Source organism: Serratia sp. D1N4 (genome assembly GCF_054552755.1).
Window position 1 is genome coordinate 1,666,486 of the sequence record NZ_CM137274.1, and the last position, 13,153, is coordinate 1,679,638.

The following is a 13,153-nucleotide window of genomic DNA, read 5'->3' on the forward strand; positions in this document are numbered from 1 at the left end:
TTTCCAGAAACAGTCAGAAAGCAGGTGAGTATGCAGTTGCAAAATAAGTCGTTGGTTGAACGTATCGTCCATGCCGTAGGGTTCGAGGCTATAGCGATCCTGCTCAGCGCGCCGATAGGGGCGTGGTTGCTTGAACGCCCAATACTACAGATGGGCACCTTGGCGATCATACTGTCAACCGTCGCCATGTTGTGGAACATGGCTTATAACACGCTGTTTGATCGGTTTTGGCCGGTGAGCCGCGTGGTGCGTAACCTGAAGGTGCGTATTTTTCATACCCTGGGCTTTGAGGGCGGGTTTATCGTGATTGGTTTGCCGCTGGTTGCGTGGGTAATGAATATGCCACTGGCCCAAGCCTTTATGCTGGAGATCGGTTTCTTCCTGTTCTTCCTGCCCTATACCCTGTGTTACAACTGGGTATACGATACCCTGCGTCAGCGCTGGTTTGAGCCACGCTTGGCGAGCTGTTCGCGGGCAAAATAACAAGGAGACCATGATGAAAGTGCTGGGCTTACTGGGCGGTATGAGCTGGGAATCCACCATACCCTATTACCGGATGATCAACGAACAGGTGAAGGCGCAACTCGGCGGCCTGCATTCAGCCAAAATTGTGCTCTATAGCGTCGATTTTCAAGAGATTGAACGCTTACAGCATCAGGGCGATTGGGATGGCGCTGGCCGCCTGCTGGCGGGGGCTGCCGCGTCGTTGCGTGCTGCGGGTGCCGAAGCGATCGTGATTTGCACTAACACCATGCACAAGGTGGCCGACGCGGTGGAACAGGCCAGCGGTTTGCCGTTGCTCCACATTGCCGACGCCACGGCCTTGCAGGTGCGCCAGCAAAATATCCACCGCGTTGGGTTGCTGGGTACGCGTTTTACCATGGAGCAGGATTTTTACCGTGGGCGTTTGCAGGATAAGTTTGATATTGATGTGATTACGCCAACGGAGGCCGATCGCCAGATCGTGCATCGCATCATTTATGAAGAGCTGTGCCTGGGGAAAATCTGCGATGCCTCCCGCGATGAGTATCGCCGGATTATCAGTAACCTCGAGCAACAGGGGGCGCAGGGCATTATTTTTGGCTGCACTGAAATCAGTCTGTTGGTGGGCGCGCAGGATGCTGCCGTGCCGGTGTTCGACACCACCGCCATCCATGCGCGCGCAGCAGCGGAATATGCGCTGGCTTAAGGCGGAATCGGCGCAGGCTGAAACGATTTTTGTGATCCAGATCGCTATTGAACAGTGGGTAACAGAATGGCGATTGTTGTTTCAGCGGAGTGATTTTACAGTGTAGCCAGTTTCTTATTGCTCATTTTACGGAGAAAACACTGATGACCTATGCCCTCGTAGGTGACGTTGGCGGCACTAACGCACGTCTGGCACTCTGCACGGTTGAAACGGGTGAGATCACCCAAGCGAAAACCTATTCAGGTCTGGAGTTTGACAGCCTGGAAGCGGTGATTCGCCAATACCTGGCCGACCATAAGCTGGAGGTTCAGGATGCCTGCATCGCCATTGCCTGCCCGGTGACGGAAGACTGGGTAGCGATGACCAATCATACCTGGGCTTTTTCCATCAAAGAGATGAAGGCCAATCTGGGCTTCAACCACCTGGAAGTGATTAACGATTTTACCGCCGTATCCATGGCTATCCCGATGCTGTCCGACGCCGATGTGTTGCAGTTTGGCGGCGGCAAAGCGCAAAAAGATAAGCCGATCGCGGTTTATGGCGCCGGTACTGGCCTGGGCGTAGCGCATCTGGTGCACGTTAACCGCCGTTGGGTGAGCCTGCCGGGGGAAGGGGGCCACGTGGACTTTGCGCCAAACAGCGAAGAAGAGGACATCATTCTGGAAGTGTTGCGTGCCGAAGTGGGACACGTTTCCGCCGAGCGCGTGCTGTCTGGCCCTGGGTTAGTGAACCTGTATCGCGCCATTGTGAAAGCGGACAGCCGCTTGCCAGAGAAATTAGCGCCTAAAGATATTACCGAGCGTGCGTTAGCGGATAGCTGTACCGACTGCCGCCGCGCACTTTCGCTGTTCTGCGTGATCATGGGGCGTTTTGGCGGCAATCTGGCGTTGAATCTGGGCACCTTCGGTGGCGTGTATATTGCCGGGGGCATCGTGCCGCGCTTTATGGAGTTCTTTAAAGCTTCCGGGTTCCGCGCAGCCTTTGAAGACAAGGGTCGTTTCAAAGACTACGTGCACCAAATCCCGGTGTTTATGATCACCCATGCTCAACCGGGGCTGCTGGGGGCTGGAGCCCACTTGCGTCAGACGATGGGGATGCACCTGTAAGTTGCCTCATTCATGGGGCTGCGATGAGAATTCGCGGTTTGTACTGAGATGGGCTTTTGTATGGGCTGCCGAATTGGCTTGTTAAATTATCAATACATATCAATTGATTATATCTGTTCAAGACTCTTTCTAAATGTGTGGGAATTGTGAAGGATGTGTCTGAACAGCGTAATTGGGTAATTATCCTATAGAGTGGCAACCGGTGTGGCTCTACTGTTACCGGAGAAAAGACCGGTTCCGCTCTGGGGGAGTTACCAAATGAAGAAAGTACTGTTGTTGCTGGCAGCGTTATTGCCACTGTCATTACCGGCAGTGAGCTATGCGGATATTTCCATCGGCGTGAACGTTCCCGGCCTGTCATTGCAACTCGGTGATCGTGATAATCGTGGTTACTATTGGGACGGTGGCCGCTGGCGTGAACCACGCGAGTGGCATAAACATTATCGTCCACGTGATTATTATTATGGCCCACCACGGGTCATGTATTACGGCCCTCCACCGCGTGAATGGCGCGATCGTCCGCGTCATTACCGTATGCCACCGCCGCCACCGCCTGGCTATTATCGCCCTGGCCCTCCTGGGCAACGTTGGTAATTTTTGCGCAGATGTCACAGTAATCACTGTGGCATCTGCGTATTCGCGTGGGGATTATTTAATGCCGAGCTGCGCTTTGCCGAGCGGCGTCAACAGATCGACGGTTGCGCGGCCGGTGAAATCCACTTCAAAATCATCCGGGGCGAAGTCTGGCGGCGTTTTGCCCGACAGGAAGCTCGGTAACTGGCGTTGCAGATAGGCATCATTTTTGTCGCAACCCGGTGCGGCGGCAATGTACATCACGTTACTGTCGAATTCACCGTTGTGCTCGTTTTCTACCGCATGGACCACGTCGCAGTGCCAGAATACCGTATCCCCCGGCTCCAGATCGGGAATAGGGGAAATCCCTTGCAGCAAAAGAGGATGCCATTTCTCTGAGATCGACAGCGCCCGGCCAGGAGCTGCATCGCATAAATCGTCATCAGCCACATCGTCCTGCAACGCGCGCAGTAACACATAGGCCATGGCATTGGCAATCGGCACCAGATTCAGCGTGCCCGCATTGGTACGCTGCGGCGTCAGCGCCGTCCACCCTTGGAAAGTACGGAACATTGAGCAGACTGCCGGTGACGCGATCTCGCGCACTTCGGTACGGCCGTCGGCGGCAAAGGGATCATAGCGCTGCCAGTCGCCGGAAAAAACGTGGCGGTAAACGTAGCGGAAGTTCTCATCCAGCCAGCGTTCGATGGTACCGCTGTCCACGTGTGGCGACAGGCCCAGAGAAGAGGAGTTCGGCGGGCGGCGGCGGGTGCGATCGGCGTAGGTGGTCACCCGCGTCGGGTCAAAATGCTGTTTGCCGTTACTCTCGGTTTCCCACAGGCTGTTCAGAAACACCTGTACCGCGTGCATACGTTGATCCTGCCTTGCTTCTACCTGCGGTTGCGACCAGTAAATGCCATAGATCTGCGGCTTGCTGGCGGCCAGTTTGCCGAAATAGTTATCTTCGGCGGCATTCTTCAGGCGCTCAACGAAGTTATTGCGATCAAGATAGTTACCGATCTCCTGGTTCCAGGCTTCGGCTTTACGGCGTGGGAATACGCCGCGAATGGCGCATGCGCCGCGTTGTTTGATCAGCGCTTTTTGCTGTTCGCTGACGCGTTGCTGCAAAATATCCTCGGCGTCGATCTGCGGTACCGGATTCTGCCCCGCAGCCAGTTCTTGCCGGATGCACTCAACCTGCTGGCGGATATTGTCTTCCAAAGCCAGAAACACCTCACGGTAGTTTGGCAGCGCCTGGCGCAGTTGTTGTTTGACGGCTTTAATGGCGGCAGGAATATCTTCGATGAGTAATGAAGCCATAGTGTTCTCCTTGTGCCACCTGCGGGCGGCGATAGATCGTTGTAGGATACCGGTAGCAGCGTTGCTGTTTTGTTGTAATGACGTAAATGATTATCTGGATTTAATAGAGGAAAATAAAGAGATATATTTCATTCGTAACATCCTCTTTTTCGTTTATCGGAGAAATAGTGAATGAAATTGGAAACATCGCGCTTAATCCTGCAATCGATCACGGCGGATGATTGGCCATTGTTCCGGCGTTTGTATCAGGAACCCCAGGTGATTCGCTATATCGCCGATCCCATGGCGGAAAGTGAGATCCGCGCACGTTTTGAAATGCGCTTACCCGCATGGGATAAACACAGCGAACGCTGGTTATGCTTGGTGATCCGTGAGAAAGCGAGTGGCAAAGCGCTGGGGATCACCGGTTTTCGCCCGGAGTGGTTGCCTTTTCAACAGGCAGAAGTGGGGTTTGGCAGCCTGCCGGAAGGGCAGGGAAAAGGGTATGGCAAAGAATCGCTGCTGGCAGTGTTGGATTTTGCCTTCAGCGCCTGTGGTTTTCATAAAATAAATGCCACGGTGACCGAAGGGAATATCGCCTCGCGTCGTCTGCTGGAAAGCTGTGGTTTCAGGCTGGAAGGCACGCTGCGGGATAACTATCGCCTAGCAGGGCAGTGGTGTAATGACTGGCAACTGGGGTTGTTGGCGGCGGAGTTTGCAGCGCTGAGTCGGTAAAAAAATTGTTATCGGGGGGCTCGACAGCCTGCCAGTGCTGCGTTATGTTCGATATCCGGCCACAAAGTGGTCAGCGTCGCTCGGACGGTCCGGGCGCTAACGTCTCTTCGAGGAATCTATGGCTGATAACAGTCCGCGCCGTTTTACGCGCATCGAACGTCTTCCCCCTTACGTTTTTAATATCACTTCTGAGCTGAAGATGGCTGCCCGCCGTCGCGGTGAGGATATTATCGATTTCAGCATGGGCAACCCCGATGGCCCAACGCCGCCGCATATTGTGGAAAAACTCTGCACCGTGGCGCAGCGTGACGATACGCATGGTTACTCCACGTCGCGCGGTATTCCGCGTTTGCGCCGCGCGATTGCCAACTGGTATCAGGAACGCTATCAGGTGGATATCGACCCAGAAAGCGAAGCCATTGTCACTATCGGTTCGAAAGAAGGGCTGGCGCACCTGATGTTGGCGACGCTCGATCATGGCGATACCGTGCTGGTGCCGAACCCAAGCTATCCGATTCACATTTACGGCGCGGTGATTGCCGGTGCGCAGGTGCGTTCAGTGCCGCTGGTGGATGGCAGCGATTTCTTTGGTGAACTGGAACGCGCTATCCGTGAAACCATTCCGCGGCCAAAAATGATGATCCTCGGCTTCCCATCCAACCCTACCGCGCAGTGCGTGGAGCTGGATTTCTTCGAGCGGGTGGTGGCGCTGGCAAAACAGTACGATGTTCTGGTGATCCACGATCTGGCCTATGCCGACATCGTGTATGACGGCTGGAAAGCGCCATCGATCATGCAGGTGCCGGGGGCGAAAGACATCGCGGTCGAGTTCTTTACCCTGTCGAAAAGTTACAATATGGCGGGCTGGCGCATCGGTTTTATGGTGGGTAACCCTGAACTGGTCAACGCGCTGGCTCGCATCAAAAGTTACCACGACTACGGCACCTTCACCCCGTTGCAGGTGGCGGCCATCGCTGCGTTGGAAGGCGATCAGCAGTGCGTTCGCGACATTGCCGAGCAGTATCGCCAGCGCCGTAATGTGCTGGTGAAAGGGCTGCATGAAGCGGGCTGGATGGTAGAGAACCCCAAGGCATCGATGTACGTCTGGGCGAAAATTCCAGAAGCTTATGCGCATTTAGGCTCGCTGGAGTTCGCCAAGCGCCTGTTAGCTGACGCTAAAGTGTGCGTGTCGCCAGGAATCGGCTTTGGCGATTATGGTGATACGCATGTGCGTTTTGCACTGATTGAGAATCAGGATCGTATTCGTCAGGCGGTGCGTGGCATCAAAGCGATGTTCCGTGCTGATGGTCTGATGGCCCCGCCGAAAGCCAAGTAATCGTTATAAACCGGGGAAATCCCCGGTTTTTTCGTTTATTAAGGTTTTCTTCATCATTTCCCGACTATGTTTAGCCTGTACCATTTACCTATTGGGAGAAGTTATGGGCGCGCGCTTTGCTAAATCACAAATTATTCTGCACTGGTTGACGTTGTTGATGGTTATTCTGACTTACAGCGCCATGTTACTGAAAGATTCAGTCCCTGATGACTACATCGATCTGGTTAAAAATTTGCACTTCAATTTTGGTCTGTCGGTTTTTGTACTGATGTTTTTCCGGCTCTGTTTGCGCCAGCGTCATGCTACGCCACCGATTACACCAGCGTTAGAAGTATGGCAGGCATTTGGGTCGAAGGTTTTCCACTGGCTGCTGTATCTGCTGTTTTTATCCTTGCCGATCCTGGGCATGCTGACGTTGGCCTATGGTGGAAAAGAGTGGGTGCTGCTGGGCTGGCAGGTGCCGCAGTGGATAACGCCAGATCCTGGGATGCGCAGCCTGGTGAAAGATATTCACGAAACCTTGGCTAATACCGGTTATTTCATTATTGGTGCCCATGCGCTGGCGGCGCTCTATCACCATTATCTGCGTGGCGATGATACGCTGCGCCGGATGATGCCGGGCAAATAACGCCGAACGCAGAAATACCCCAGGGGCGCAGATTGCACAATCTGCGCCCCTTTATCGTCAGGCGATAGCGCTGATGCTGGCGACAAACATGGCCCAGAAGGCAAAACAACAAACCCAGATATGACGACGATGGTAGGCCATTTTAACCTTCACGAATGACTTGCGGCGGTTGAGTAATAACCACATCGGTATCAACGGGGGAAGATTTAGCCAGCAGGGGAAATATTTTACAGCGCGCGGATTTCCACGACGGAAGCATGCACTTCATAGCCCAGCAGGAATAATGCCTGCTCGAGCGCTTCAACTTTCGAGGCATAGGCGACATCCAGCAACCGGTCAACCTGCGCGCCGTTAAACCCCATCTGGCGTGCTAGCATCGCTTTTGATGTACCTGCACTCAGCATCCGGTTATGCAGTTCCAGCTTCAGCTTGACCAACACCGGCAGATGAATGGCGATCTCTTCTGCCTGTAAGGTGGAAGGGGATGGCACCTGACGGCCTTCTTCCATCTCAATGGCGATCGCCGTCAGCAGGCTTTCCTGCGCCTCCAGCTCAACATCGTCACGTTTGTAGCAGGCGGCCTGCTGTAGCGGGAAATCACGAAAAGTAATCTGCCAGGTATCGCTTTCGCTGTCGAAAATGGAGTGGGCGGGGTAATGGCAAGGCATCGTATTTCCTGCTTGAAAGTGAGTTGAGCGGCATTGTGACCGGTTGGCGTTAACAATGCCAGTGATTGGCGTTGGGAGTCGGTTAGGAAAGCCGTTGGGTGAGTTTGTTTTTTTTAGTTACTCAATGATGATTTATTAGCGATTCCTGCCAGAATTGATTTATCCCCCTAAGATAAATCGGAAATAACATGAAATATAGATTTAACGATCGTGTTCTTTTTGATGCGGATGCAGGAACGCTGGGCCCCAGTGATCTATCGGATGACTCTATCCCGATATCAAACCCAACCAAACGTTTATTACTGCTGTTGATAGATCACCACGGTGAGCCGGTCAACCGTGAAGTGATATTCAAAAAAGTGTGGGACGATTACGGCATGATCTCCAGCAACAACAACCTCAACCAGTGTGTCAGTAAATTGCGCCGGGTAATCAAGGTGATGGGAATTGATGATGAGGTGATTGCTACCGTACCTAAGCTGGGGTTTATGCTGCGACAGGAGATCCTGATTGAATCCAATGAAGGGGACGATGAGACTTTTACTCAAAGCTATGCGCCACCGGTGTTGGCAGAAGTCCCTTATACGGCAACGGAAAACGATCTGGATATGGACGAGGTTGTGGAAGTAAACGCTGAGGTTGATGATGATACAGAGATAGAACAACCGACGTCCAAAGCAGCCGCATCTGCCGCCAGCAAGTGGCGCTATGGTTGGGGAATTGTCGTTGCGCTTGCCGGGTTTGTTTTTGTGCTGGGGATCGGTATCACCATGTACACCACTAATTCTCTGACTCGACAGGAGATTTTTCTTGGCAGTGCGGGCAGTTGCAAGGTGTTTTTATCAACATCCACAACGTCGGGTGTTCCCGGTCCCAGTCTGAATAGAGATCTACTGGCCTACGTGGAACAGCGGAAGGCGCAATGTCAGGGCGATGAATACCTACTGGTGGTGCGCAGCAATCAGGTGCGTTCCTATATTTCGGGCATCCATCGAATGTTTTTCGTGCGCTGCACCACATTACGTGAGCACAGAGTCGAGTTTTGTTCAGGGATGGAAAACGATAACACTCTGTTGCTGCGCTGAAGTTGCTGCCGGTAAAAATAGAACATTCTGACATCAATCAGGCTGTATCCAGAAAAAGGATACAGCCTGATGCGTTTACTTATCAGCCCAAATCGATTTCAACGGCCATATCGTCATGGAAGCCACGTTTGCGGTTCCGCCTTGGCTATACATTTCGATACCTGTGCTGGCAGGATCGGGGAAGATCAGATCGGTCAACACCACTTCGCCATCACCGGAGAAAACGGTCACCGATGATGTATCAACAAGAATGCGTAATTTCAACATTTTGCCATCCAGCAACGGTAACGGTGCTCGGTGTCTAGCGGCAAAGCTGGCGTCAAACGAACTGTCTCCGGATTTTGAACGATCGAGATAGACTTCCCCTGCCAGCGCATCGTAACCGACCAGGGTGACCTCACCGTTATTGCCCGAGCGCAGTTTGAAACCGACTTCGGTGACATTTTCAGGCTTGATGCTGGCCTCTATCTCATAGACCTGCCCGTGAACGCCAGCGTCAGTCAGCGGTTGTTCCCCAGGGGCGAGCAGCGTTGCCTCTTTAAGTTCATACAGCGGTTTGTCGCGTAGCTGGGTCATTTGTTCAACGGGGACCTGGGTGAGCCTGATTTGGTCGCCTATGGTCTGCAGTTTCAGCTCTCTGGCGAAGGTTTGGCCACCGCGCCATAGGGTGGTGGGAACGCTGCCCGCATAACTCCAGTTACTCATCCAGGCCAGCCAGTAACGTTTGCCGTCAGGCACCCCGTTCCAGGAAACGGCGGCATAGAAATCGGAACCGAAATCTGCCCAATTGGCGGTTTGCTTCGGCTGGTCAGACTGAATAATTTCATCCAGCAGAATATGCCCCCAGCCGCCGGTATTATTATCGATGACGCGGATCTGTGCCGTTTCTCCCTGTAGCGACGCAACGTTCCAACTGCGCCAGCCCAGCGCTTCTGAATCGGCACCTGTCGCGCTATAGATGATTTTATCGTTCACCACCAGATTGACCGAGGTTTCTGAGGAAATCGGTTTGGCTGCGCTGTCTGACGCGATGAAGTTATCTGCCAGAATATGGCCCCAGCCGCCGCTGTTTTCATCAATGATGACGATTTTGGCCTGCTGCCCTTGAAACTCAGAGACATCCCAGTGAGTCCAGTTGAGGCTTTCGCTGCTATTGCCGGTGGCACTACGTTTAACTTCGCCATTCACCAGCAGCACGACGGCGGTGGCGTTTTCTTTGCCATAAGGGTTATTGCCACCGCCTACCAGGAAGTTGATGTAAGGCTTGTTAATGGTAAACGCCGGGGAGGTCAGACTACCGATGGCCGTATCGCCATCGTCTTTATTGATCAACTTGCCAAAGAAGCTGTTGACCAGTTGTGAACCCAGGAAACCGGAGACGGCCTGTTGATCGAGGATCGTACCGGTGGAAACCGGCTGATTGATAAAGTCACCTTCAGCCGTCCAGCCCAGTTCGCTGTAAGTGACGTTATCGGCCCCTTCAAAATCAGCGCCAGGGAACAGCAATGTCCCTGCTGGCACCTCTCTTTCCAGGGTACTGGCAGGGTCGTGAGGGTGGTTCCCGCCGCCGACCATCAGGTTGATATACTTGTCGGTGATCTTGAACGGAGGGGAGGTCACGATGCCCGTTGCGCCATCGCCACTGACAAAGGTATTCAGTAGCTGTGTCCCTTGGAACTGGCTCACGCCGGCCTGACCGGGATTGTTCCCCGGCGACAAATAGGCACCCACCAGATCGCCAGTGGCTGTCCAACCTACGCTGCTATAGTTACCTTCAAAGTTTTCAATGGCCGTTCCAGCAGGCGGTTCGCTGCCAAACAGGCTGGTTTGATCGGCTTCAAACGTAGTGCCATTGAAATTACCCACAAAGTATTGTGAACCCGAGCCACCCACCGGACCACCAGGGTTAAGGTTGATGATCAGCACCCATTTTTTGTTCTCGGGATGACCATCGACCGGTAATTCGAACAGATCGGGGCATTCCCACACGCCAGCGCTGGCATTGGCGGGCCCGAATTCGCTCATGAATGTCCAGTCCCGCAAGTTTGGTGAGGAATACAGCACGGCCTTATGCTGGGTAGCCAGTACCGCCACCATCACCCATTTCTTTTCAGGCTCATACCAGAACACTTTCGGATCGCGGAACTCTTTGAATTGATCTTCGTAGCCCGCAGGTGGCAGAGGCAGAACCGGATTATTGGCATACAGTTTCCAGGTTCGTCCTTTATCCAGGCTGTAAGCAATGGATTGTGCCTGTGTTCCCGCTTCAATGGCCTTGCCGTTTGCCAGCGTAGTGGTGGAGGGGTAATAGTTGGTAAACATCGCGACCATGGCAGGTTTGCCGGGTTCACCGAAACCGCTGGTATTATGGGTATCAACCACGGCGCTACCGGAGAAATACATTTCGGGTATTTTTCCGTCAGCATCTTCTTTCGCTTCTAATGCGATAGGCAATTCTTCCCAGTGCACCAGATCGGTACTGACGGCGTGCCCCCATGACATATATCCCCAACCGTTGCCGTTAGGGTTGTATTGATAAAAAAGATGATACTCACCGTCGTAGTACACTAATCCGTTGGGATCGTTCTGCCAGTTTTTGGCGGAGGTGAACTGCAATTGGGGACGGTACTTCTCCAGGTAAGAAGATTGAACATGAGTCTCGCCAGTGGAGTTGTTATCGCCGCCGTTGCTGTTACTGCTACTGTTGCTGGCGTTATCGCAGCCGTAGAGAAGGGTTGTGCTCGCCGCGACGATTAAACCAGAGATAAAGGTTTTTTTAAAAGTATGACAGTGCATGATAACGCTCCTTGTAATTATCTTAGCTGTTTCTTGTTTAAATAATTTTAAGCGGGAGGTCTCTGTCTTTCAGGCTGCCATGCTGTTGGCAGAGACCGGAGAGGTATTGATTTAACTCTCTATTTATATTGGTTTTTTCCTTTTTAGTGCCAACCCCTATAGGGGTTCATTATTCAAATTGAATCGATTCAGCTTTTTTTAGAAAAAAATACAAATTGGTATATGTGTTATCTTCTGTTGAGCAATAAAGTTGCAATAAAATGCATCGACAAACAAGGTAATGTTCTACGTGTGTGACGTGAGTCAAAATTAATCTTTGAAATAATGTTTATTTGCCGTTTGAAACGTGAAATTTATTAATGAATGGAGAGCGTAGAACACATTTATAATGTATCGATTCAGCTTTACGATGAGTTTTGAACAGTTTTCTTGGGTGCGTTGTTAACATCCGTGGTTTTTTTGGGAGAGATTCAGCAGAAACAATGCAGTGCTGAGTAGGCGTTCAGCTAGCTTCAGCATGAAACATCATGAGGATGCACAAAGGTATAAAAGAAAACTTTTTCCCCGAGATAAGTGACAGTGAAGGGGGATTTGGTAGAATATACCCGTCATACTTCAAGTTGCTTGGGTGTTGGCTGCCTTCGTTCACCCTAGTCACATAGTTTATCTATGCTCCTAGGGCTTCACTCAGTGGCCGCCTACAAGCAACTCGAATTATTTTGGGTATGGAACCCGGTCAATTAAAATAAGATGATTCTTATCATGCGGTTATCTCTGATTGTACGCGTTGTACCTATGCTGTTTCTTTTGGGTGTGGCAGGCTGTCAGCAGCCACGCTCTGCTAGCCAGAATAAACCGGTGCCCCTAAATGATCAGGTCGAACAGCTTGCTTCGGTGGTCGCTGGCACTAAATACCTCAAATACAAATGCAACCGCAGTGACTTGCCGGAAGATGCGGTCATCGAAAAGGTGGCTAACAAGGTGGCAAAACAGCGCGGATGGAATCCGTCAGACTATGCGGCTTTGCCTCAGCGCAGCGCAGCGATTTATCAGAGCCTGACCAGAGACAGTACGCCAGAACAGACGAAATGCAGTAGCTTTAACAGCCTGTTGGCACCTTTCACTGACCAACTGCGCGCAGAAGGCTAACTTAATCGTCTGAATCTTCTGTGCTGAGTGTGCCGGTTTCATTGTTCGCTGGGGTTTGCCACATCGACTTTGCCGCCGGGCCAATCCTCCAGTGCGTCAAGCGTGAAGACCTCACCGTTGAAATTGAAAATCGTCACATCCTGCTGAATCTGTTCAATGATCAGGTTAGGGGCTGGGCTATCGCCTTCATGATAGCGCTGCCCGTTCAGCGTAATGCTGCGTTTGTCATCTTCTGAAGCGTAAACGTGTGCGCTGTAATGCAGCGCGGGCAGTTCATCACTGGCCAACACCTCGGGTGGAGGAACCTGAACGCTGCTGTTCTGTGGTTCTGCCGTATTTTTCTCGGTTACCGTTGCGGCACTGGGTTTAACCGGTGCGGGATGGGGTTGCGCTATGGCCGAGGGCACGGCCTTAGCGAGCATCGCCACTGGATGATCCAGCGCCGGATCATTGTGCCAGCGTTCCCCGGCAAACCAGCCGAACGCGATAAACAGCAACGCATACACCGGCAGCAGATAGCGGGGAATAAACAGCCCTTTGGTAGTGCGAGCCTTGACTTGCGGTGTTAGTTCCGTTTGATTGTCCACAT

Annotated in this window: 13 protein-coding genes; 9 read left to right on the forward strand and 4 right to left on the reverse strand. The window is 52.4% G+C overall.

Going from position 1 to position 13,153, the window contains the following annotated elements; genetic code table 11:
- Window positions 1–30 precede the first annotated feature (30 nt).
- The 4 genes from ACX1CU_RS07140 (at window position 31) to ACX1CU_RS07155 (ending at window position 2,889) form a co-directional block, all read left to right on the forward strand.
- Complete coding sequence (locus ACX1CU_RS07140; protein WP_459401889.1) at window positions 31–483, forward strand: multidrug/biocide efflux PACE transporter; 453 nt, start codon at window positions 31–33, stop codon at window positions 481–483.
- Window positions 484–496: 13 nt separating this feature from the next.
- On the forward strand, window positions 497–1,189 hold the full coding sequence (locus ACX1CU_RS07145; protein WP_459402743.1) for an aspartate/glutamate racemase family protein: 693 nt from the start codon (window positions 497–499) through the stop codon (window positions 1,187–1,189).
- Window positions 1,190–1,329: 140 nt separating this feature from the next.
- Entirely contained in the window at window positions 1,330–2,295 is a 966-nt protein-coding gene (gene glk / locus ACX1CU_RS07150) for a glucokinase (RefSeq protein WP_459402744.1), read from the forward strand.
- A 258-nt stretch (window positions 2,296–2,553) separates the two neighbouring features.
- A complete protein-coding gene (locus ACX1CU_RS07155) occupies window positions 2,554–2,889 on the forward strand; it encodes a DUF2502 domain-containing protein (RefSeq protein WP_459401890.1) in 336 nt (111 codons plus the stop codon).
- A 54-nt stretch (window positions 2,890–2,943) separates the two neighbouring features.
- Here ACX1CU_RS07155 and ACX1CU_RS07160 read toward each other — a convergent pair whose 3' ends face one another.
- On the reverse strand, window positions 2,944–4,188 hold the full coding sequence (locus tag ACX1CU_RS07160) for a DUF1479 domain-containing protein (protein ID WP_459401891.1): 1,245 nt from the start codon (window positions 4,186–4,188) through the stop codon (window positions 2,944–2,946).
- A gap of 171 nt (window positions 4,189–4,359) precedes the next feature.
- Between ACX1CU_RS07160 and ACX1CU_RS07165 the strand changes: the two genes are divergently transcribed.
- The 3 genes from ACX1CU_RS07165 (at window position 4,360) to ACX1CU_RS07175 (ending at window position 6,866) form a co-directional block, all read left to right on the forward strand.
- Window positions 4,360–4,902 (forward strand): GNAT family N-acetyltransferase, encoded by a 543-nt coding sequence (locus ACX1CU_RS07165; protein WP_459401892.1) that lies wholly within the window; start codon window positions 4,360–4,362, stop codon window positions 4,900–4,902.
- Window positions 4,903–5,020: 118 nt separating this feature from the next.
- Window positions 5,021–6,238 (forward strand): alanine transaminase, encoded by a 1,218-nt coding sequence (alaC, locus tag ACX1CU_RS07170; RefSeq protein WP_459401893.1) that lies wholly within the window; start codon window positions 5,021–5,023, stop codon window positions 6,236–6,238.
- A gap of 103 nt (window positions 6,239–6,341) precedes the next feature.
- A complete protein-coding gene (locus tag ACX1CU_RS07175; RefSeq protein WP_459401894.1) occupies window positions 6,342–6,866 on the forward strand; it encodes a cytochrome b in 525 nt (174 codons plus the stop codon).
- 227 nt (window positions 6,867–7,093) lie between these two features.
- Here the strand turns inward: ACX1CU_RS07175 and ACX1CU_RS07180 are convergent, their stop codons facing one another.
- Window positions 7,094–7,534 (reverse strand): type II toxin-antitoxin system HicB family antitoxin, encoded by a 441-nt coding sequence (locus ACX1CU_RS07180; RefSeq protein WP_459401895.1) that lies wholly within the window; start codon window positions 7,532–7,534, stop codon window positions 7,094–7,096.
- 188 nt (window positions 7,535–7,722) lie between these two features.
- Here ACX1CU_RS07180 and ACX1CU_RS07185 point away from each other — a divergent pair, with 188 nt between their 5' ends.
- Window positions 7,723–8,619: a winged helix-turn-helix domain-containing protein gene (locus ACX1CU_RS07185; protein WP_459401896.1), complete on the forward strand. Its 897-nt coding sequence runs from the start codon at window positions 7,723–7,725 to the stop codon at window positions 8,617–8,619.
- Window positions 8,620–8,694: 75 nt separating this feature from the next.
- Here the strand turns inward: ACX1CU_RS07185 and ACX1CU_RS07190 are convergent, their stop codons facing one another.
- Entirely contained in the window at window positions 8,695–11,415 is a 2,721-nt protein-coding gene (locus tag ACX1CU_RS07190) for a GH32 C-terminal domain-containing protein (RefSeq protein WP_459401897.1), read from the reverse strand.
- A gap of 795 nt (window positions 11,416–12,210) precedes the next feature.
- On the opposite strand from ACX1CU_RS07190, the gene gspS reads away from it, so the two are divergent.
- A complete protein-coding gene (gspS, locus tag ACX1CU_RS07195; protein WP_459402745.1) occupies window positions 12,211–12,564 on the forward strand; it encodes a type II secretion system pilot lipoprotein GspS in 354 nt (117 codons plus the stop codon).
- Window positions 12,565–12,602: 38 nt separating this feature from the next.
- Here the strand turns inward: gspS and gspB are convergent, their stop codons facing one another.
- Window positions 12,603–13,151, reverse strand: a complete 549-nt coding sequence (gene gspB, locus ACX1CU_RS07200; RefSeq protein WP_459401898.1) for a type II secretion system assembly factor GspB — start codon at window positions 13,149–13,151, stop codon at window positions 12,603–12,605.
- Window positions 13,152–13,153: the final 2 nt, after the last annotated feature.